The organism is Rhodococcus sp. P4_B6 (assembly GCF_056402215.1).
In genome coordinates, this window is record NZ_JBFUHV010000003.1 from 1 (window position 1) to 19,492 (window position 19,492).

19 protein-coding genes and 1 pseudogene are annotated in these 19,492 nt (G+C 68.3%); 10 read left to right on the plus strand and 10 right to left on the minus strand.

All coding sequences use genetic code 11. The features are described from left to right. Nucleotides 1–851 (plus strand): acetyl-CoA C-acyltransferase (locus tag AC1DWT_RS01720; RefSeq protein ID WP_477919438.1); only part of this gene is annotated, 851 nt, incomplete at its 5' end. Nucleotides 852–919: 68 nt separating this feature from the next. Here AC1DWT_RS01720 and AC1DWT_RS01725 read toward each other — a convergent pair. Then, nucleotides 920–1,714: an LLM class F420-dependent oxidoreductase gene (locus AC1DWT_RS01725; RefSeq protein ID WP_072945175.1), complete on the minus strand. Its 795-nt coding sequence runs from the start codon at nt 1,712–1,714 to the stop codon at nt 920–922. 108 nt (nt 1,715–1,822) lie between these two features. Between AC1DWT_RS01725 and AC1DWT_RS01730 the strand changes: the two genes are divergently transcribed. Both AC1DWT_RS01730 and AC1DWT_RS01735 read left to right on the plus strand, forming a co-directional pair. Beyond that, nucleotides 1,823–2,302, plus strand: coding sequence for a nitroreductase family deazaflavin-dependent oxidoreductase (locus AC1DWT_RS01730; RefSeq protein WP_072945177.1), 480 nt, complete (start codon nt 1,823–1,825; stop codon nt 2,300–2,302). Between the two features lie 6 nt (nt 2,303–2,308). Then, nucleotides 2,309–2,633, plus strand: a pseudogene (locus AC1DWT_RS01735) (MFS transporter); the annotation flags it as partial. 457 nt (nt 2,634–3,090) lie between these two features. Here the strand turns inward: AC1DWT_RS01735 and AC1DWT_RS01740 are convergent. The 3 genes from AC1DWT_RS01740 to AC1DWT_RS01750 form a co-directional block, all read right to left on the minus strand. After that, nucleotides 3,091–3,615, minus strand: a complete 525-nt coding sequence (locus AC1DWT_RS01740) for a TIGR04338 family metallohydrolase (RefSeq protein ID WP_072945182.1) — start codon at nt 3,613–3,615, stop codon at nt 3,091–3,093. Then, entirely contained in the window at nt 3,612–4,430 is an 819-nt protein-coding gene (locus AC1DWT_RS01745) for a DUF2786 domain-containing protein (protein WP_072945185.1), read from the minus strand. The genes AC1DWT_RS01740 and AC1DWT_RS01745 overlap by 4 nt, the downstream gene beginning before the upstream one ends. 72 nt (nt 4,431–4,502) lie before the next feature. Then, nucleotides 4,503–5,471 (minus strand): ABC transporter substrate-binding protein, encoded by a 969-nt coding sequence (locus AC1DWT_RS01750; protein WP_477919439.1) that lies wholly within the window; start codon nt 5,469–5,471, stop codon nt 4,503–4,505. A 61-nt stretch (nt 5,472–5,532) separates the two neighbouring features. Between AC1DWT_RS01750 and AC1DWT_RS01755 the strand changes: the two genes are divergently transcribed. The 7 genes from AC1DWT_RS01755 to AC1DWT_RS01785 all read left to right on the plus strand — a co-directional run bounded on the left by AC1DWT_RS01755 (nt 5,533) and on the right by AC1DWT_RS01785 (nt 13,714). Further along, the gene (locus AC1DWT_RS01755) at nt 5,533–6,465 is read left to right on the plus strand and encodes a sucrase ferredoxin (RefSeq protein WP_206013989.1); all 933 of its coding nucleotides are present in this window, start codon (nt 5,533–5,535) and stop codon (nt 6,463–6,465) included. Nucleotides 6,466–6,703: 238 nt separating this feature from the next. Next, the gene (locus tag AC1DWT_RS01760; RefSeq protein ID WP_206013988.1) at nt 6,704–7,777 is read left to right on the plus strand and encodes an ABC transporter ATP-binding protein; all 1,074 of its coding nucleotides are present in this window, start codon (nt 6,704–6,706) and stop codon (nt 7,775–7,777) included. A 148-nt stretch (nt 7,778–7,925) separates the two neighbouring features. Continuing rightward, the gene (locus AC1DWT_RS01765) at nt 7,926–9,200 is read left to right on the plus strand and encodes an ABC transporter substrate-binding protein (RefSeq protein ID WP_206013987.1); all 1,275 of its coding nucleotides are present in this window, start codon (nt 7,926–7,928) and stop codon (nt 9,198–9,200) included. Between the two features lie 15 nt (nt 9,201–9,215). Next, nucleotides 9,216–10,265 carry a carbohydrate ABC transporter permease gene (locus AC1DWT_RS01770; protein ID WP_072945195.1) on the plus strand — a complete coding sequence of 350 codons (1,050 nt, stop codon included), beginning with the start codon at nt 9,216–9,218 and terminating at the stop codon, nt 10,263–10,265. Continuing rightward, nucleotides 10,262–11,155, plus strand: a complete 894-nt coding sequence (locus AC1DWT_RS01775; RefSeq protein ID WP_012690442.1) for a carbohydrate ABC transporter permease — start codon at nt 10,262–10,264, stop codon at nt 11,153–11,155. The genes AC1DWT_RS01770 and AC1DWT_RS01775 overlap by 4 nt, the downstream gene beginning before the upstream one ends. A 12-nt stretch (nt 11,156–11,167) precedes the next feature. Further along, on the plus strand, nt 11,168–11,359 hold the full coding sequence (locus tag AC1DWT_RS01780; protein WP_095861518.1) for a hypothetical protein: 192 nt from the start codon (nt 11,168–11,170) through the stop codon (nt 11,357–11,359). Between the two features lie 132 nt (nt 11,360–11,491). After that, nucleotides 11,492–13,714 carry a transglycosylase domain-containing protein gene (locus AC1DWT_RS01785; RefSeq protein WP_206013986.1) on the plus strand — a complete coding sequence of 741 codons (2,223 nt, stop codon included), beginning with the start codon at nt 11,492–11,494 and terminating at the stop codon, nt 13,712–13,714. On the opposite strand, the gene AC1DWT_RS01790 is transcribed toward AC1DWT_RS01785, so the two are convergent. The 6 genes from AC1DWT_RS01790 to AC1DWT_RS01815 form a co-directional block, all read right to left on the minus strand. Continuing rightward, complete coding sequence (locus AC1DWT_RS01790; protein ID WP_072947298.1) at nt 13,711–14,961, minus strand: T3SS (YopN, CesT) and YbjN peptide-binding chaperone 1; 1,251 nt, start codon at nt 14,959–14,961, stop codon at nt 13,711–13,713. The two genes, AC1DWT_RS01785 and AC1DWT_RS01790, sit on opposite strands and share 4 nt — an antisense overlap. A 132-nt stretch (nt 14,962–15,093) precedes the next feature. Then, complete coding sequence (locus AC1DWT_RS01795) at nt 15,094–16,179, minus strand: inositol-3-phosphate synthase (protein WP_072947297.1); 1,086 nt, start codon at nt 16,177–16,179, stop codon at nt 15,094–15,096. Next, a complete protein-coding gene (locus AC1DWT_RS01800) occupies nt 16,172–16,729 on the minus strand; it encodes a PadR family transcriptional regulator (RefSeq protein WP_005264441.1) in 558 nt (185 codons plus the stop codon). The genes AC1DWT_RS01795 and AC1DWT_RS01800 overlap by 8 nt, the downstream gene beginning before the upstream one ends. A 180-nt stretch (nt 16,730–16,909) precedes the next feature. Beyond that, nucleotides 16,910–17,701 carry a DUF1707 SHOCT-like domain-containing protein gene (locus AC1DWT_RS01805; RefSeq protein WP_206013985.1) on the minus strand — a complete coding sequence of 264 codons (792 nt, stop codon included), beginning with the start codon at nt 17,699–17,701 and terminating at the stop codon, nt 16,910–16,912. Between the two features lie 7 nt (nt 17,702–17,708). Continuing rightward, a complete protein-coding gene (locus AC1DWT_RS01810; protein ID WP_206013984.1) occupies nt 17,709–18,533 on the minus strand; it encodes a DUF1707 SHOCT-like domain-containing protein in 825 nt (274 codons plus the stop codon). Nucleotides 18,534–18,557: 24 nt separating this feature from the next. After that, a complete protein-coding gene (locus tag AC1DWT_RS01815) occupies nt 18,558–19,412 on the minus strand; it encodes a DUF1707 SHOCT-like domain-containing protein (RefSeq protein ID WP_206013983.1) in 855 nt (284 codons plus the stop codon). Nucleotides 19,413–19,492: the final 80 nt, after the last annotated feature.

A 19,492-nucleotide genomic window follows, 5' to 3' on the forward strand; every position in this document is an offset into this window, starting at 1 on the left:
GGTTCGTCAAGGGCAACTCCGATTCGCTGCCCGACACCCAGAACCCGCTGTACGCCGACGCGCAGACCCGCACCGAGAAGCTCGCCCAGGGCGGCCAGCAGTGGGTCGACCCCCGGCAGGAGGGCCTGGTCCCGGACACCTACATCGCGATGGGCCAGACCGCCGAGAACGTCGCCCAGGTCACCGGCATCACCCGCGAGGAGCAGGACCGCTGGGCGGTGCGCTCCCAGAACCGCGCCGAGTTGGCCATCAAGAACGGCTTCTTCGCACGGGAGATCACCCCGGTCACCCTCCCCGACGGCACCGTCGTCTCCACCGACGACGGTCCCCGCGCCGGCACCACCTACGAGGCCGTCTCCCAGCTCAAGCCGGTGTTCCGCCCGGACGGCACCGTCACCGCCGGCAACGCGTGCCCGCTCAACGACGGCGCCGCCGCCCTGGTCATCATGTCCGACACCAAGGCCAAGGAACTCGGACTGACCCCGCTCGCCCGGATCGTGTCCACCGGGGTGTCCGGTCTGTCGCCGGAGATCATGGGACTCGGCCCGATCGAGGCGTCCAAGCGCGCCCTCGCGATCGCGGGGCTGGGCATCTCCGACATCGACCTCGTCGAGATCAACGAGGCATTCGCGGTGCAGGTGATCGGGTCGGCGCGGGAGCTGAACATCGACGAGGACAAGCTCAACGTCTCCGGCGGCGCGATCGCCCTCGGTCACCCGTTCGGCATGACCGGTGCCCGCATCACCGCCACCCTGCTCAACAACCTGACCACCCACGACAAGCAGTTCGGCCTCGAAACCATGTGCGTCGGAGGCGGTCAGGGCATGGCCATGGTCCTCGAGCGGCTGTAGGCGGCTCCGCCGCCCGTGCGCCTTTTTGGTAGCCAGAACAACCAGAAAGGCGCACGGGCGCGAAGCGCCTAGGCCAGGCCCGACAGCGGCGGCGGGGTGTTCTCGTCGCGCCAGGCGATGGCCTCCTTCAGCGTGCCGAGGTCGTAGTCGGGACCGCCCACACCCACGGTGAAGAGCGTGACACCGGCGTCGACATGGGCCGCCGCGTCGTCGACACCCGGCCACGACGTCGAGTGCTGGATGCTTTCCGGGCTGCGTCCCGCATCGTGTGCGTACCCGGCCAGGATCCCCGACTTACGTTGGTACGTGTCCATGTCGCTGAAGCTGTGCCAGATGTCGCCGTATTTGCCGACCAGCGGCAACGTCTTCTTCTCGCCGCCGCCGCCGATGAGAATCGGAATGTGCCGGGTGGGCGCGGGTTCCAGCTTGGCGAACCGGGCGGTGATCCGCGGGAGGTACTCGGCCAGCAGGTCGAGGCGCGACCCGGCGGTGCCGAATTCGTAGCCGTACTCGTCGTAGTCGCGCTCGAACCAACCGGAGCCGATGCCCAGGATCAGGCGTCCGCCGCTGATGTGGTCGACGGTCCGGGCCATGTCGGCGAGGAGGTCCGGGTTGCGGTAGCCGGCGCACGTGACGAGCGCGCCGATCTCCACCCGTTCCGTCTGTTCGGCGAACGCCCCGAGCATCGTCCAGCATTCGAAGTGGGCGCCTGCGGGGTCGCCGTACAGCGGGTAGAAGTGATCCCAGTTGAAGACGATGTCGACGCCGGCGTCCTCGGCCCGCAGCACCGCGTCGCGGATCATCCCGTAGTCGGGCGCGTGTTGCGGCTGAAGTTGGACGCCGATGCGAACTGGACGAGTCATTCTGGCTCCTCGGAGTAGACGGTGGGCCTTCTCGATCCATACTGCTCGCGCGACGGCCGGGCGCACAACGAACCGCCGAGCGGACGGTCGCCGTGGAAGACTGGGCGTGTGAAGGTCACCCAGCGGCCCGACCCGCCCACCGGCTTCCGGCGGGCGTTCTTCCGCGCGCCGATCTACCTCTACCGCTGCCACCTCGGGTTCCTGCTCGGCGGCCGGTTTCTGCTCCTCGAACACGTCGGGCGCAAGACCGGCGCCCGCAGGCAGGTCGTGCTCGAGGTGGTCAACCACGACGCCGTCGGCGACGGGTACGTGCTGGCCGCCGGGTTCGGTCCCAAGTCCGATTGGTACCGGAACCTGCGGGCGCAGCCGAACGCGACGGCCCAGGTGGGCCGCCGGCGACTGTCCGTGACAGCCGAATTCCTCGATCCCGAGACCGGTGCGGACTTCATGGCGCACTACGCGGCGGAGCATCCGAAACTCGGGATGCGGATCGCCCGGGGCATGGGCTTCGACGTCGACGGCAGCGCGTCCGACTTCCGGGCGGCGGGCCGCGAGATCCGTTTCGTCAGGCTGCGTCCCCTCGTCTGACCCAGGCTCGGGTACCGGATCGGACGCCGCACCCTGATGCTCCTCGGCGGTGCCGGGTTCGCCGCCGCGTCGGTGGTCGCCGCCTTCTCCACGAGTCCGGAGATGCTCATCGCCGCACGCGCCCTGCTCGGCATCGCCGGGGCGACGCTGGCGCCGTCGACACTCGGCCTGATCAGCACGATGTTCCGCGACGCCAGATAGCGGTCGGTGGCGATCGGACTGTGGATGATCGGGTTCATGGGCGGCGCCGCCGGACCCGTCGTCGGCGGATTCATGCTCGAGCACTTCTGGTGGGGCTCGGTGTTCCTCCTCGGCGTGCCGGCGATGGCCCTGTTGTTCGTCATTGAATCGCTGATGTTCTTCACCGCCCAGTTCCTGCAACTCGTCGCCGGTCTCACACCGCTGCAGGCGGGGTTCGCGATGCTGCCGGCGGCGCTCGCGGCGATCGTGAGTTTCGGTGGGGCTCCGATACTCGGCACCGGGATCGTCGTCGGTTCGGTGCCCAGCGCGAAAGTCGGCTCGGCGGCCGCGATATCCGAGACGAGTGCCGAGTTCGGGTACGCCATCGGGCTCGCCGTCGTGGGCAGTCTCGGCGCGCTCGTGTACCGCACCCAGCTGGCCATCGCCCCGGACGTTCCCGGTGAGCTGGCGGAATGGGCACGCGAAAGCCTTGCCGGCGCTGCGAATTCGGCCGCGCAACTCGGGCCCCGCGGCACCCCTGAGTGGGCGAATGTGCCGTCCGTCGCCTCGGATGCGCCGAAAGGTACGTTCGCCCGGCCGTCCGGGCGTCAGTTCAGCCGCACCCCGCCGGCGAGGAGCATGGTCCGCAGGACGAACGCCGCCTCGGGGCCGATGATTTCCCCGACCAGGGTGAGGTAGCGGTCCACGTATTCCGGTCCGTGCGGCGCGACCGTCGGGTATTCGGGATCGGACGGGTCGAGGTGGTGGGCGATCTCGTGCAGCACCACCAGTTCGCGGAACGCCCAGGCGTTGCCGTTCCGGTGCTCGGGTACGGCGATTGTCGCGCAATCGCTTTCGTAGTGCGCGGCCTTGTTACCCGACCTTGCCCGGACGTGGATCGGGGTGGCCGCCCGCGTCCACGTGGATCGCACCCAGTTCAGTGCGAGCACGCGGTCGACGTAGTCCTGCACCGAATCGATGGACGCGAACTTGCGTTCCACCGGCAGCGTCACCTGCGAACCCAGGACGTCGACGACCCGCAGGCCGCGTTCGTCGGCGCGGTCGAACATGATGCGCACCAACGCTTCGGCGTCGTAGACGGCGGTGCGCTGAGTGTCGCGGGGTCGCTTCACGACGGGATCTGTCTGCGTGCGACAGACAGTTCGGGAGAATTGCTCAACCGTGCGGTCCGGGCGGCGCGATCCCCCGCCCGCTGTGCACTCGACGAATGTCCGGCGGACGCCCGGCCGCCGCGCCACGTGCCGCGGGCCTGCGAGTTCTCCGAGTAGTAGTCCTTCAGCTCGAGCTGCTTGTCGCGCAGGACCAGCGCCGTCTCCGCCGACGACTCCGGCACCGACACCGCCTGCTCCTCGGCATCCTTCTTGGCGTCGGCGAGGCGCTGCCCGACCCGCGCGGCGTAGGCGAGCTGGAAGTTCAACCGGGCGGTGACGCCGGCGACGGGGCGTCGCACCCGGGTTGCGACCCGGCGGCGTCCGCGCGTCTCGACCTGCGTCCGGACCGTCGTCTCGTCGCGGTACTCGCCGGACTTGATGTAGGCGTCGGACGCCCGGACCATCTGGATCAGCAGACTCGCGTACAGGGCCTCGCAGATGTCGATGTCGCCGGCGAACCCGTACGCGTAGATGACGGCCGACGTCTGGGCGATGTCGCACTGCACGTCGTTGGCGGCGGCGATCGCCAGGAACAGCTGCGCGTACGTCCGCAGACCCTTCTTGCCGGGTTCACCGATCGTGATCAGCCGTTGCGTGGGCGTCGCCCGCTTCTCCCGGCCTGCCGCGTGGGCGCGCGCCACCGCGAGGTCGATCGAGGAGGCGGTGGCGAGCCGCTGGGCCGCCGCCATGAAGGCCTCGCCCTCGTGCGGGTTGTCGGTGGATTCCGCCTGCCGGAGGAGCCCACCGATGCGGGTCAGCATCTTGTCGGAACTCACCAGGGCAGGCTACGCCCGTGCGTGGTTGACGAGTCCTGACACTCCTTGACCGCGCACGGGCGGCGAAGCCGCCTACAGCCGCTCGAGGTCGTCGAGGATCAGGTTTGCGCCGGTGAGACCGATGCCGGTGATCCACACCCGGTAGTCGGTCTGGCGGACGCCGTCGCGTCGTGACGGCCCCATCTGCCCGACGAGGACGGGGTCGATGCCCAGGTCACCGGGTGCGGCCGTGTTGGCGACGAATGCGATGTCGGAGTCGATCCGGGCGACGTTCTCGAGCGAGATCTCGGACATGTCGTTCTTCGCGTCCCACGGCTGCCCGGTGATGGTGTAGCCGGCGGCGGTCAGCACCGAACCCGAGAACGTGCCGGGACCGTGGAGGCGCAGTCCGTCGTCCATCACGCGGATGACGTGTGCGGTGCGGCCCCGGGTGGTTTCGCTCAGCGCGGCGGCGCGGGCGTGGAACTCCGACAGTTTCTGTTCGGCGGCCTGCGTTTCGCCGATGGCCTCCGCGAACAGCCGCAGCGTCGCCTGCCAGTCGACGGCGGGCGACACGGAGAAGACGGTGGGTGCGATCGCCGACAGCGCGTCGTACAGGTCACCGTGCCGCTGCTTGCTGCTGAGGATGAGGTCGGGCTGCAGCGCGGCGATCGCCTCGAGGTTCGGTTCGGCGATCGACCCGACGACGGTGGTGCTGTCCAGTCCGCCGCCGAGGTAGGCGGGCAGCGCGTCGGCGGAACCGGCCTGAGCCGCGCCGACCGGGATCTTCCCGAGCGTGACCACGGTGTCGATGGGCAGGCTGTCGAGGGCGACGATGCGACTGGGCCGGTTGCTCACCGTCGTCGTTCCCATCGCGTGGGTGACCGTCCGCCGGCCGCCGCTGTCGCCGTCCGACGCCGCGTCGGGTCCCGCGCACGCGGCGGTGAACGCGGCCAGCGCTGCTGCTCCCAGCCCGGCACCGAACTGTCGTCGCGTCAGGGCGTCGACGATTTCCTGCCATTGGACGTCGGTGACATTCGGGGAGCACGTGGCTGAACGCATCCTGGACCTCGATCTCGAAGGGGGTGGAAGATAGGCGAACCTAACCTTATACAGTCCGTGTGTGAGTGTGCAGACGACGACGCCGCCCGAGGGGTGGACGCCACCGGCCTGCGCGGCGCTCTCCCGGTCACTGCAGGAGCCGTTGTGCGGCACCGCACCCCGGGTGAGCGGATGGCTGCTGATCGAGCAGCCCGGACCGTGGGGCCGCGACCGACTGCGGCAGAGCCGCCTCGACCCGGTCCTCGGCGACGCACTCGCCGCCCGGTGCGCCGACGCCGGGGTGCGTCCGGTGCTGATTCGCACCCGGCAGCGCCGCGACCTCGCCGCCGGCCGGCACGTCTACCTCGCCCGGCCGGGCCGCGCCGACGGCTGGGCCGAGCGACTGCTGGTGCGCGAGGACCGGGAACTGCTCGACCTGGACCTCACCGTCGACGCGCCACCCGGGCTCGGGGATCGTCTCGACGCCACCGAATCACTGTTCCTGGTCTGCACCCACGGCAAGAAGGACGCCTGCTGCGCGTCGTTCGGACGCCCCGTGGTCACCGGCCTCGGCCATCGCGGCGGCCGGGTCTGGGAGTCGACGCACGTCGGCGGCGACCGGTTCGCCGCGACCATGGTGTGCCTGCCGTCCGGCATCTATTACGGGAGGGTCACGGGCGAGGCCGCGGAACATATTGTCGCCGAGCACGATCGCGGGCGGGTGGTGCTCGAGCACTACCGCGGTCGGTGCACCGACGACCCGGTGCTGCAGTTCGCCGAGCGCACCGTCCGGGCGGAGCGGTCGCTGCTCGGACTCGACGACGTGATCCCGCTGTCGGCGGTCCCACGCCAGGACGGCGACACCGACGTCCTGGTCAGGCACCCCGGCGGCACCGACCGGGTCCGGGTCCGCACGACCCGCGCCGAACCCCGCCTGACCGCCTGCAGCGCCGGTGTCGTGGACAGCCCGGACCGGGTCGAGGCGGCTCCGCCCGTGCGCCTTTCTGGTAGCTAGGACAACCAAAAAGGCGCACGGGGCGCGAAGCGCCCTGTGTTCACACGGTATTCACGCCCCCGTTTCATTGCGGGGTTCATCCCCAGCTGTGGAGAAACCTGTACATGAATCCGACCAACATGATTCGGACCGAGGGGAATTCGTACCGGACCAACCCACAGGTGAGTGAGAAAGTGTGTCAACAGGTACATTTTCACGCACCTGAGCGCGGCGCCGGGTAGAAGGGACTTCGACGTTCATGGCCACAGTGACCTACGACGGTGCCACCTGCCTGTTCCCCGGCTCGGACAAGCCGGCCGTCGACACGCTCGACCTGAAGATCGAGGACGGCGAGTTCCTGGTCCTCGTCGGCCCGTCCGGCTGCGGCAAGTCGACGTCGCTGCGGATGCTGGCCGGGCTCGAGGACGTCCACAGCGGTCGAATCCTCATCGGTGACCGCGACGTCACCACCCAGGAACCCAAGGAACGCGACATCGCGATGGTGTTCCAGAACTATGCGCTGTACCCGCACATGTCGGTCGCCGAGAACATGGGTTTCGCGCTGAAGCTCGCCGGCGCCGCGAAGGACGACATCCGCACGCGGGTCGAGGAGACGGCGAAACTCCTCGACCTCGAGCCGTACCTGGACCGCAAGCCGAAGGCGCTGTCCGGCGGTCAGCGGCAGCGCGTCGCGATGGGACGCGCCATCGTCCGGCAGCCGCAGGTGTTCCTGATGGACGAGCCGCTGTCCAATCTCGACGCCAAGCTCCGGGTGCAGACGCGCACCCAGATCGCGCAGCTGCAGCGGCGCCTCGGGACGACGATGGTCTACGTGACGCACGACCAGGTCGAGGCCATGACCATGGGCGACCGGGTGGCAGTGCTGAAGGACGGGGTGCTGCAGCAGTGTGCGTCGCCGCGCGACCTCTACAACCGGCCGGCGAACGTGTTCGTCGCCGGTTTCATGGGGTCGCCGTCGATGAACCTCTTCACGCTGCCGATCACCCCCGACGGGGTGCTGCTCGGCGACGCGACCATCCCGCTGCCCCGGCAGCTGCGTTCCGACACGGACGAGCGTCAGGTGGTCGTCGGGATCCGCCCGGAGCACTTTGAACTGTCGACCACCGGCATCCCGATGGAGGTGGCGGTGGTGGAGGAACTCGGATCCGACGCCTACATCTACGGCCGCAGCACCGTCAACGGGGAGACGCAGCAGTTGGTGGCCCGCGCCGACTGGCGGAACCCGCCCCGCAAGGGTGACCTGGTGAAACTGCACGTCGACCCGTCGCAGGTGCACCTGTTCTCGGCGTCCGAGGGGTACCGGCTCAGCTGATCGCGGCGTCTCCTGACCGATTCAGGTCGGGGGTAATGCCGGACAGTGGCGGTGTTCCATGCCACAGTATGTTCCGACGCCGCAGCGGTGCCTCGAAATCTCGTCGCACCGTGGCGGGGTCATCCACCTTTACCCACGGGGAGACTCCATGGTTCAGATTTCGAGAGCGGTTCGGCGCGCCGCGGTGTTTGCCACCGCTGCCTCGCTGGTCACGCTCACCGCTTGCTCGAGCGACAGCGGCAGCGATTCCACGTCGGAGAACCTCGACGGTCGCGGACCCATCACGTACGTCGAGGGCAAGGACACCACCGAGACCGGTGTCGTCCGCCAGATCATCGACGCATGGAACGCCGAGCACCCGGACGAGCAGGTGACGTTCAAGGAGCAGTCGAACGACGCCGATCAGGCGCACGACGACCTGGTCCAGCACCTGCAGGCCAAGCAGTCCGACTACGACGTCGTCGCACTCGACGTCCCCTGGACCGCGGAGTTCGCGGCCAAGGGGTGGCTGCAGCCGCTGACCGGCGAGTTCGCGGTGGACAACACCGGAATCCTCCCCGCCACGGTCGACAGCGCCACCTACAACGGCACCCAGTACGCGGCGCCGAAGAACACCAACGGCGGCCTGCTGTACTACCGCAGCGACCTGCTGCCCGCCGCACCGAAGACGTGGACCGAGCTGGCCGCCGCGTGTGAGGTCGCGAAGACCAACAATATCGACTGCTACGCCGGTCAGTTCGCACCGTACGAGGGCCTGACGGTGAACACCGCCGAGGTCATCAACGCCTACGGTGGCTCGTTCGTCGGCGAAGACGGCAAGACCCCCACGGTCGACAGCCCCGAGGCCCGCGCCGGCCTGCAGGTTCTGGTCGACAACTTCAAGAACGGCGACATCCCGGCTCAGGACACCACGTTCAAGGAGCCCGAGAGCCAGAAGGCGTTCGAGGACGGCAAGTCGCTGTTCCTGCGCAACTGGCCCTACGTGTACGGCACCGCCGACAAGGATTCGTCCGCGGTGAAGGGCAAGTACGCGGTCGCCCCGCTGCCCGGCAAGGACGGCATCGGCGCCTCGACGCTCGGCGGCTACAACGCGGCCATCAGCGCGTACTCCGAGAACAAGGCGACGGCCCGCGACTTCCTCACCTTCCTGCAGGGTGAGCAGGCACAGCGGATCATCGCCATGGGCTCGCTGCCGCCGGTCCGCGCCGCACTGTACGACGACCCAGAGATCATCGCCGCGTTCCCGTTCATGCCGACGCTGAAGGTGTCGATCGAGAACGCCGTCCCCCGTCCGGTCACGCCGTACTACCCGGCGGTGTCGAAGGCCGTGCAGGACAACGCCTACGCTGCCATCAAGGGTGAGAAGTCGGTGGATCAGGCGATCACGGACATGCAGTCCGGTATCCAGTCCGCAGGCTCGTAGAGCACAGGAGTGAACATGGCCGTTCCGACTGGGACCACCAGTGGAGCGCCGGCCGGTACCGCGGCCGGGGGTTCCGACCCCGGCCGCGGTTCGCGTGAGAAGAGCGAGAACACGCGAAGCTCCGGGCTGAGCGGTCGTCGCGCGTGGATGTTGGTCGTACCGACGCTGGTCGTGCTGGCCGTCGTCATCGGCTACCCGGTGGTCCGGGCAGTGGTGATGTCGTTCCAGAAGGACGCGGGACTCGATCCGACGACCGGCATGTTCGTCGAGGGCGGCTGGGCCGGATTCACCAACTACACGCACTGGATCCTGCAGCAGTGCACGTCCCCGAGCGGGGTGGCGGTCGCGTGCCCGCCCGGCACGCTCGGCTCCCAGTTCTGGTCGGCCGTCGGGAACACCGCGTTCTTCACGGTCGTCACGGTGACTCTCGAGGTCGCGATCGGCCTGTGGATGGCGATCATCATGGGCAAGACGTTCAAGGGCCGCGCCCTGCTGCGCGCGGCGGTCCTGATCCCGTGGGCCATCCCGACCGCGGTCACCGCCAAGCTCTGGTACTTCATCTTCGCCTACGACGGCATCGCCAACCGCCTCCTCGGCACCGAGATCCTGTGGACTTCGGACGCCTGGCCGGCCCGGTTCGCGGTGATCATCTCGGACGTCTGGAAAACCACCCCGTTCATGGCCCTGCTGATCCTCGCCGGCCTGCAGATGATCCCGCAGGACGTGTACGAGGCGGCGCGGGTCGACGGCGCCTCCGCGTGGCAGCGGTTCCGGCAGATCACGCTCCCGCTGGTGAAACCGGCGCTGATGGTCGCGATCCTGTTCCGCACCATGGACGCCCTGCGCATGTACGACCTGCCCGCCATCCTGACCGGCGGCAACCCGGCCACCACGACGGTGTCGATCCTCGTCGTCGACCAGGTGCGGCAAGGGTTCAACAGCGCGTCCGCACTCTCGACCATCACGTTCCTCCTGATCTTCGCGGTGGCATTCGTGCTTGTGAAATTCCTCGGCGCCAATGCCGTCGAAACTCAGGAAGCCCAGCGAAAGGGCCCGAAGCCGTGACCCACCGCGCCCCGGAGCTCGAACTCCCGAGCAAACCCCCCGCCCGCAACCGTCCGAAGCGGCTCGCGTTCAAGAACTCCCGCATCTACATCGGCGTCGCGATCATCCTGGTCTGGGGACTCGCGCCGTTCTACTGGATGATGGTGACGGCGTTCCGCGACCCGGACTACACGTTCGACACCACCCCGTGGCCCACGCACGTCACGCTCGAGAACTTCCAGAACGCACTGTCGACGAGCAGCGGCAACAACTTCACCCGCGCCGTCGTCAACAGCATGATCATCGGCGGAATCACCACCGTCATCGCCCTCGCCGTCGGCATCTTCACCGCCTACGCGCTGGCCCGCATCGAGTTCCGGTTCAAGTACGTGGTGGTCGGCATCGTCCTCGGCGCGTCGATGTTCCCCGTCGTCGCCCTGGTCACCCCGCTGTTCCAGCTGTTCACGAACATCGGCTGGATCGGCACGTACCAGGCGATGATCATCCCGAACATCTCGTTCGTCCTGCCGCTCACCATCTACACGCTGACGTCGTTCTTCAAGGAACTTCCCTGGGAACTCGAGGAGGCGGCCCGCATCGACGGCGCCAGCCGCGGTCAGGCGTTCCGGCTGGTGATGCTGCCGCTCGCGGCACCCGCCCTGTTCACCACCGCCATCCTCGCGTTCATCGCGACCGTCAACGAGTACCTGCTGGCCAGCCAGCTCTCCAGCGACGCCACCGAACCGGTCACGGTCGCGATCGCCCGGTTCTCCGGCAACGACCCGCACGTCGTGCCGTACGCGGCGATCATGGCGGCGGGCACGATCGTCACCATTCCGCTGGTGATCATGGTGCTGCTGTTCCAGCGTCGCATCGTGTCGGGCCTGACGGCCGGCGGCGTGAAGAGTTAGGCGGGGTCGGTCGTGCATCCGGTGGCCAAGCGGCAGCGGCTCGAAGTCCTGATCGGGATCCTCGGGTTCTTCACGGTGATGGCGTTCGTCGCCGCGGTCGTCGAGGTGTTCCGCGGCGACCCCGGCGTCACCCCCGCGCTGGTGTTGCTCGGGTGCCTGGTGCTGTCGGGGCTGGCGATCACCGCCCGGAAGCGTGTGCGCTGAAACCGTCCGGCCGGTACGGATAGTTGCTGAGCGATAGCGCGCCGCACGCCACGCCTCCAGTCGTTCACATAACATACGTACGGGTGGGTGCGACGATCCTCCGTGACCGGATAACTGACCGGGAGTGTGTAAGTGAGTTCAGGCAACGACGCGACGGACAATCGTGCCTCCGATCCCGGAGACACACCGCCCGCAGACGACGGTTCGGCCGAGACGACCACCCCACCACCGGACGGGACGAAGAAGCGCACCCGGTGGCGCACGGTCCGCCGGGTGAGCCTGGTCGTGATCGCGTTGCTGCTGGTCATCCCGCTCGTCGTCTTCCTGGTCAGTTACATCCGCGCCGAGGTCCCGCGGCCGTCGGACATGAAGACCAACCAGGTGGCGACCGTTTTCGCCGCCGACGGCACCACCGAGCTGACCAAGGTGATCCCGCCGGAGGGTAACCGCACCGAGATCGCGCTCGACGCCATTCCCCAGCACGTCCGCGACGCCGTCCTGTCGGCGGAGGACCGCAACTTCTACTCCAACCCGGGGTTCTCCGTCACCGGGTTCATGCGTGCCGCCCGCGACAACGTCCTCGGCAAGGAAAGCGCGGGCGGCGGGTCGACGATCACGCAGCAGTACGTCAAGAACGTGCTGGTCGGCGCGGACCGCAACGTGTACCGCAAGATGCGGGAACTCGTGATCTCCACCAAGATGGCCCGCGAGTGGTCCAAGGACGAGATCCTCGCCGCCTACCTGAACACCATCTACTTCGGTCGAGGCGCGTACGGCATCGAGGCGGCGTCGCGCGCGTACTTCGACAAGCCGGTCGGCGACCTCACCGTCGCCGAGGGCGCGGTGCTCGCCTCGGTGATCCAGAGCCCGTCCTACCTCGACCCCGAAGCGAACCTCGACCAGTTGCAGGCGCGGTGGAACTACGTGCTCGACGGCATGGTCTCGATGGGTGTGCTGAGCCAGCAGGACCGCAGTGCCGCGGAGTTCCCGGTCACGGCGCCGTCCAACCGGCCCACTGACGCCAACTCCGCGCCCGGCCCCGACGGCCTGATCCGCAACCAGGTGCTGCGCGAGTTGTCGGATGCGGGCATCTCCGAGCAGACCCTCAACACGGAGGGCCTGCAGATCACCACCACGATCGACCCGCGGGCGCAGCAGTCCGCGATCGACGCTGTCCACGACAACCTCGAAGGTGAGGATCCGGCGCTGCGGACCGCGGTCGTGTCCATCGACCCGCGCACCGGCGGTGTGCGCGCATATTACGGCGGCGAGGACGGCGCCGGCTTCGACTACGCGCAGGCGCCGCTGCAGACGGGGTCGTCGTTCAAGGTCTTCGGCCTGGCCGCCGCACTGGATCAGGGCATCCCGCTCTCGGCCCGGTTCAGCAGTGCTCCCCTTACTGTCGGCAGTGTGCAGATCGGCAACGTCGAGGGCGAGTCCTGCGGCACGTGCACCATCGCGGAGGCGACGAAGCGGTCGCTGAACACGAGCTTCTACCGGTTGATGATGTCGATGGACAACGGCCCGCAGGCCATCGCCGACGCCGCGCACAAGGCGGGCATCCCGGACTTCATTCCCGGCGTGCAGGGCAAGACGCTCAGTGAGAACGGCGGCGAACCGGAGGGCGGCATCGTACTCGGCCAGTACCTGTCGCGGCCGATCGACATTGCGTCCGCGTACGCGACGCTCGCGGCGTCCGGGGTGTATCACCAGCCGTACTTCGTGCAGCGTGTCGTGACCGCCGACGGTATCGTGCTCCTCGACCGGGCGCCCAGCCCCGGCGAGCAGCGACTCGACGCGGCCGTCGCCGACAACATCAGCCAGGCCCTGATGCCGATCGCCTCGTACTCGCGGGGCCACGCGCTGGCGGGGGGACGCCCGTCCGCGGCGAAGACCGGCACGGCGCAACTCGGCGACACCGGTGAGAACAAGGACGCCTGGATGGTCGGCTACACGCCGTCGCTGTCGACGGCGGTGTGGATCGGTAAGGCCGACGCCACCGCCATCAACAACACCTGGGGCGGGCTGATCTACGGTTCGGGTCTGCCGTCGGACATCTGGAAGGACACGATGGACGGCGCGCTCGACGACACCGACTGGGAAGACTTCCCGTGGCCCGACCCGATCGGCGGCCAGGCCGGCGTGCCGACGTGGAGCGGTCAGACCGGCGGCGACGGAACGGCTCCCGGCACCAGCGGGGCCGTCCCACCACCCGGCGCGCCCACGCCCGCACCGGTCGAGGTTCCACCGCCGGCCACCGTCCCGGTGCCGCCCGTCCCACCGGTGCCCGCACCCGTCCCGGCGCCGACCCAGATCGAAATCCTGCCGGGCGTCATCATCCCGCTGCCGGGTTAGCCGAGGTTCTGGAACCCGCCGCGCGGCGGAGTTCGGTGCGGCAGCACCACAACTCGCAGCGCGGCGCGGAGGCTTTCCTTCGTCTTGGCCCAGGCCCGCGCCTCGTCCTCGCACATGTCGGCCTCTTCGGCGTCCTCTTCGCGGGCGAGTTCGCCGTTGTGCCGCCACTCGATCTCCTGCTCGGAGCAGAGGCGGAGGAATTCCAGGATGGTGTCGCGGTCGCGTCCGCAGATTTCCGCGACGTCGTCGGGGTCGAGACCGCTCTCGGAGTCGAGGTGGATCAGGGTCACGAGGGCGGCGGGGAACTCGTCCGCACATTCGTGCTCGGCGGACGAGGCGGTGGCCTCGGGTGTGGAATTGATCTTGCCGCCAAGCTTTTCGGCGAACGCGTCGTCGACGGTGTCCACGAAATGCTCGAACATCCGGAACACCGACACCAGATGATCGGCGACGAACGGTGACCCGTCGACACGCATGACGGCGACCACGTTGTCGACGATGAGCAGGAACTTGATGTCGGGCCACTGGCGGTTGAGGTCGGCCAGCGCCTCCGCCGTGCGCGTGCGGTCGCTGATCGTGTGGACCACGCGGGCGAACACCTCGACGCGGGCGTCCTCCTCGATGACCCGCACATACGTGGGGAGGTCGCCGACCCACACGAGGATGTCGCCGTCCGCGTCCTTGCCCGGTTCCTGCTCGAGCATGGCCTCGACCGCGGCGTCGACACGGTCGCGCAACCCGGTGCCGTCGCGGAGCTGGGCGGGGACGTCGGCGGTACCGAACTCGGCGGTCTCGTCCCGGCCGCCGGTGATCGCCTTCAGGAACGAGGGGTGCAGAAGGTCCCAGATCTCGCGGAACACGGTGACCGTCATCGACGCCAGCAGGTGGGCGTCGTCCCGGTCGGCGTCGAGGTAGTACGACGCGGAGCCGTTGCCCTCGTCGACGTGCTCGCACAGGTCGGGGCGGTTCCAGCCGAGTTCGATCAGCCGTTCGTGCTCCTCCGCGGTGAGCGCCCGCGCCGGGTGCAGGAAGCGGTTGGACGGCACCTCGCACCGCACCCTGTCGCCGGCCCACGCGAAGAACCGCACACACGCGGCGGTCTCGACGAGGCCCTCGTCGACGCTGTCGTACTGCGACTGCAGCACCAGTTCGTCGTCGTCCTCCATCGCGTGCACATAGCCGGTCAGACGGTCCTGGAGCTCGGTCCAGGCGTCGTCGATCTCGCGATCGAAAGTGTTGTCGGACATCACGCCTCCCTCGATGAATCCTGGGTGTCACCGTAGAGGGAGGGTCTGACAAGAAGTCGAACACAAAGGCGAATGCACCTTTCGTCGCCGTGAAGACGACGAAAGGTGCATTCGCCCGTAAAGCTGTGTGGATTACTCCGCGTCGATGATGAACGCCTCGAGCTCGATGCGAGCCTTGTCGTCCGCCATCTGGACCGGCGGGGACTTCATCAGGTACGCGGACGCCGGGTAGACGGGTCCGCCGATGCCGCGGTCCTTGGCGATCTTGGCTGCGCGGACGGCGTCGATGATGATGCCCGCCGAGTTCGGGGAGTCCCAGACCTCGAGCTTGTACTCCAGGTTCAGCGGAACGTCACCGAACGCGCGGCCCTCGAGGCGGACGTACGCCCACTTGCGGTCGTCGAGCCAGCCGACGTGATCGGACGGGCCGATGTGCACGTTGCCCGGACCGAGGTCGCGGGTCAGGTTCGACGTCACGGCCTGCGTCTTGGAGATCTTCTTCGACTCCAGGCGGTCGCGCTCGAGCATGTTCTTGAAGTCCATGTTGCCGCCGACGTTCAGCTGCATCGTGCGGTCGAGCTGCACGCCGCGGTCTTCGAAGAGCTTCGCCATCACGCGGTGGGTGATGGTGGCGCCGACCTGCGACTTGATGTCGTCGCCGACGATCGGGACGCCGGCGTCCTTGAACTTCGCGGCCCACTCGGGGTCGGACGCGATGAAGACGGGCAGGGCGTTGACGAACGCGACACCCGCGTCGATGGCGCACTGGGCGTAGAACTTGTCGGCGTCCTCGGAACCCACGGGCAGGTACGAGACCAGCACGTCGACCTTGGCGTCCTTCAGAGCCTTGACGACGTCGACGGGCTCGGCCTCGGAGATCTCGATGGTCTCGGCGTAGTACTTGCCGATGCCGTCGAGGGTGGGGCCGCGGAGCACCGGAACGTCGGCCGGCGGGACGTCGGCGATCTTGATGGTGTTGTTCTCGCTGGCGAAGATGGCCTCGGACAGGTCGAATCCGACCTTCTTGGCGTCGACGTCGAACGCGGCGACGAACTGCACGTCGCGCACGTGGTACTTGCCGAACTTGACGTGCATGAGGCCGGGAACGGTCGCCGTCTCGTCGGCGTCCTTGTAGTACTGCACGCCCTGAACCAAGGACGAGGCACAGTTCCCCACGCCCACAATGGCTACGCGCACCGCGGTGCTGTTCTCACCCATGGTCGGGTTCTCCTTTTTTCTTAGGTGTTGCTGTCGATTGCTCGGCGGCGATCAGCTCGTTGAGCCAGCGCACTTCACGCTCGCTGGACTCGAGACCGAGCTGGTGGAGCTGCTTGGTGTAGCGATCCAGCGTGCCGCTCGCTTTTCCGATCGCGTCGCGGAGTGCCTCCCGGCGCTCCTCGACCTGGCGTCGTCTGCCTTCGAGAATCCGCATCCGCGCCTCTGCGGGTGTGCGACTGAAGAAGGCGAGATGAACGCCGAATCCATCGTCGGTGTAGTTCTGCGGACCCGTGTCGGCGACCAGTTCCTTGAACCGCTCCTTGCCGATCGGCGTGAGCTGGTAGACGCGGCGGGCGCGACGCTTGACGGTCCCCGGAGGACCTGCGTCCTCGGCGATCAAACCGTCCGCCTGCATGCGTCGGAGCGTCGGGTAGAGGGAACCGTACGAAAAGGCGCGGAATGCACCCAGGAGTCCCGTCAACCGCTTGCGTAGCTCGTATCCGTGCATGGGTGACTCGTGGAGCAGCCCGAGAATTGCCAATTCGAGCATGTCCACCCCCTGAGTCGCCCGACCTAACCGTGTGATGCGATTCAAAACTATATCGCACCGATATATAGGACGATACGCCCGCTCGATACATGGAACAAGCCGTCACAGGTTGTCAACCCTGGTCCGGGCGCGCGGAAGCGCCGACGATGTTTCAGGGGGGCGGGACAGCCGCCCGGACGCTCAGCCCTCGTACGGGTAGATGTCGAACGGCTCGCCGTCGAATCCGACGACCATGTGCCCGCTGTCGCCGTCGGCGTTCTTCACGTGGATGGAGATGGTCGGCGGTCCGTCGTCGGAGCCGGGTTCGTAGCCGAAGGACACGATCTCCACCGCACCGTCGGGGACGCGCAGGGTTTCGGGTGCCCCGGCGAGCAGTCCGGCGATCGCGACCTGGTCGACGGTGCCGAGGTCGAAGGACCTCTCGTCGGCGGCGCGGCTGGAGGAACTGCCCCAGTCGTCGAACTCGCCGTCGTAGAGGTAGGAATCGGACTGCCTCGCGGTGCCGGCGGCCGGCCGGTCGACGACGGCGTGTTCCGGGTAGAGGCCGACGTCGTCGGCGACGGTGTCGCCGTACTCGGCGCGGTACTCGTCGAGGAAGAAGTGCAGGCCCGCGCCGGTGGTCAGGTTCGGCACCGATTTCGACGGGCCGAGGTCGCTGTTCGCGACGACTCCGGCGATGCCGCCGACGGCGGCCGCGGCGAAAACGAGGATCGCCGCGTACACCCATCGCCGGGGCGATCGGCGGCGGCGCGGCGACACGACGGGGCTGGCCGCGAGCCGGCTGGGGATCTGCAGGTCCGCGATCAGGCGTCCGAGTTCGTCGAACGTCTTCGCCCGCATCGCCGTGGACGTGCGGGAGGCGTGTTCCGAGGCGGACAGTTGACCGTCGGCGAGGGCGGCGTCGAGCAGCCCGCACGCGTCGGCGCGGTCGGAGTCGCGGGCGCGGATACCGGCGAGTGTGGTCCTGGGCATCTGCGTCCTATCGGCCGAAGGGGCGGACGCTCAGTGGTTCACCGGACGGGGTGAGTTCCATGTATCCGCTCTCGCTGAACTCGTTGTTCACGTAGACCGACACGGTGGGGCCGGCGCTGCCGGTCTGGAACGAGATGTGACTGACTTTTCCGTCGGGGACGTTCAGGCTCACCGGGGCGCCCGCGACCGTTCCGCCGATCCTGTCCAGGTTCAGCGTCGTCAGGTCGAACACGGGGGTGTCGACCTTCCGGGTGGTCGGGGTGCCGGACGGCGTGAACCCGCCGCGGTAGTCGTAGCTCACCATCCGGTTCGGTTCGAGTGGGAGCGCGCGTTCGAGGCTGGCGTGGCCGCCCTCGTAGAGGGTGAGGTCGTCGACGATCAGGTCGCCGAACTTGGCGCGGTACCGGTCGAGGAACACCTTCATGCCCTCGGGGGACACAGGGTTCGGGGTCGCGACCACCAGCGGTTCGACGGCATCGAAATCGATCTGCTGCGCGACGGGCGTCACGGTGGCCTCTGCGTCGTCGCCGTCGGCGAGGGTGAAGGCGCCGACCGCCGCCGCGACCGCGACCGCGGCGACGGCGAGCGGGAACCAGGGCCTGGCGGTGTCGCGCGGGGGCCGGGCGTCCGGCGGTGCGTCGGCGGGCCGCTGCAGGTCGCCGACCAGAACGTCGAGGTCGGCCAGGGTGCGGGCCTCCGAGGCGAGTTCGGACATCGCGCGGTGCTCGGCCTTGTTGATCTGGCCGTCGCCGAATGCGGCATCGAGCAGTGCGGACGTGTTGGCTCGATCGATGTCACGTGCCCGCGTGTTCGGCGGGTATCGGCTGGCCACCCGAGGATCTTAGAGCGCAAACCCCTAGTTCGCGGGGTTCACCTGCCACACGTCGCCGCCGAGGGTCGCCCGCAGGTAGCCGCCGCCGGTCTGGGCCTTGTCGTAGACGTACACGTTGATCGTCGGTCCCTTGCCGCCGTCGGCGAGGAGAACGTGCCCGATGGTGCCGTCCGGGACGCCGACCAGCCGCGGTGCGTCGGCAATGAGCGCGACGAGTGCCCCTACGTTTACCTGTGCGAGGTCGACTTCACCGGTTCCGGGAAGGCGCTGTGTGCGGATGCCCGAGCTCTTGAAACCGCCGCGGAAGTCGTACCGGTCGACCTTCTCGGGCGCGTCCGGGGCGGTCCGAGACAGGATCGCGTACTGGTCGTACAACCCCAGTTCGTGGACGGTGAGGTCGCCGAACGTCTGCCGGTACTGCTCGAAGAGGGCGTAGATCCCGTCCTGGGTGAGGGGTTGCGCCTGGCCGACGATGATCGGCTCGACGGCGGGCACCGCGACCTCCGGCTGGGCCAGGGGCTTCTCGACCTGCGCCGGGACCGGTGTGACGACGGGGTCCGGGCCGTCCTGCCCGGTGAGCGCGAGACCGATCGTGCCGACCGCGCTCACCGCCCCGCACGCGACCGCGATCCGCAGCGCCCGCCGGGGTGATCCCGGGGTCCGGACGGGTGCCTGTTCCGTGACCGCCGAGGGCAGCTGCAGGTCGCTGATCAGCAGGTTCAGCTCGGCCAGGGTCTTCGCGGACATGGCCTGGGCGGACCGGTCGTGGTACTCGCCGGCGCCGAGCTGGCCGTCGGCGTACGCGGCGTCGAGTTGGCTGCATGCGTTGACCCGGTCGAGGTCACGTGCGCGAGTCTGCGAGGACGGTCCTGAGGCCACATCGGCATCGTAGTGCGGTAACCGTGTTTGACCAGCGTCACTCGACCGACCCCTTCTCTCCGAACGCGACGCACGTACTC

Excerpts from the sequence above, each read along its gene's own strand:
- AC1DWT_RS01725 (WP_072945175.1), bottom strand. The coding sequence starts at position 1,714 with ATGACTCGTCCAGTTCGCATCGGCGTCCAACTTCAGCCGCAACACGCG.
- AC1DWT_RS01750 (WP_477919439.1), bottom strand. The coding sequence starts at position 5,471 with ATGCGTTCAGCCACGTGCTCCCCGAATGTCACCGACGTCCAATGGCAG.
- AC1DWT_RS01760 (WP_206013988.1), top strand. The coding sequence starts at position 6,704 with ATGGCCACAGTGACCTACGACGGTGCCACCTGCCTGTTCCCCGGCTCG.
- AC1DWT_RS01765 (WP_206013987.1), top strand. The coding sequence starts at position 7,926 with ATGGTTCAGATTTCGAGAGCGGTTCGGCGCGCCGCGGTGTTTGCCACC.
- AC1DWT_RS01770 (WP_072945195.1), top strand. The coding sequence starts at position 9,216 with ATGGCCGTTCCGACTGGGACCACCAGTGGAGCGCCGGCCGGTACCGCG.
- AC1DWT_RS01790 (WP_072947298.1), bottom strand. The coding sequence starts at position 14,961 with ATGTCCGACAACACTTTCGATCGCGAGATCGACGACGCCTGGACCGAG.
- AC1DWT_RS01795 (WP_072947297.1), bottom strand. The coding sequence starts at position 16,179 with ATGGGTGAGAACAGCACCGCGGTGCGCGTAGCCATTGTGGGCGTGGGG.
- AC1DWT_RS01800 (WP_005264441.1), bottom strand. The coding sequence starts at position 16,729 with ATGCTCGAATTGGCAATTCTCGGGCTGCTCCACGAGTCACCCATGCAC.
- AC1DWT_RS01805 (WP_206013985.1), bottom strand. The coding sequence starts at position 17,701 with ATGCCCAGGACCACACTCGCCGGTATCCGCGCCCGCGACTCCGACCGC.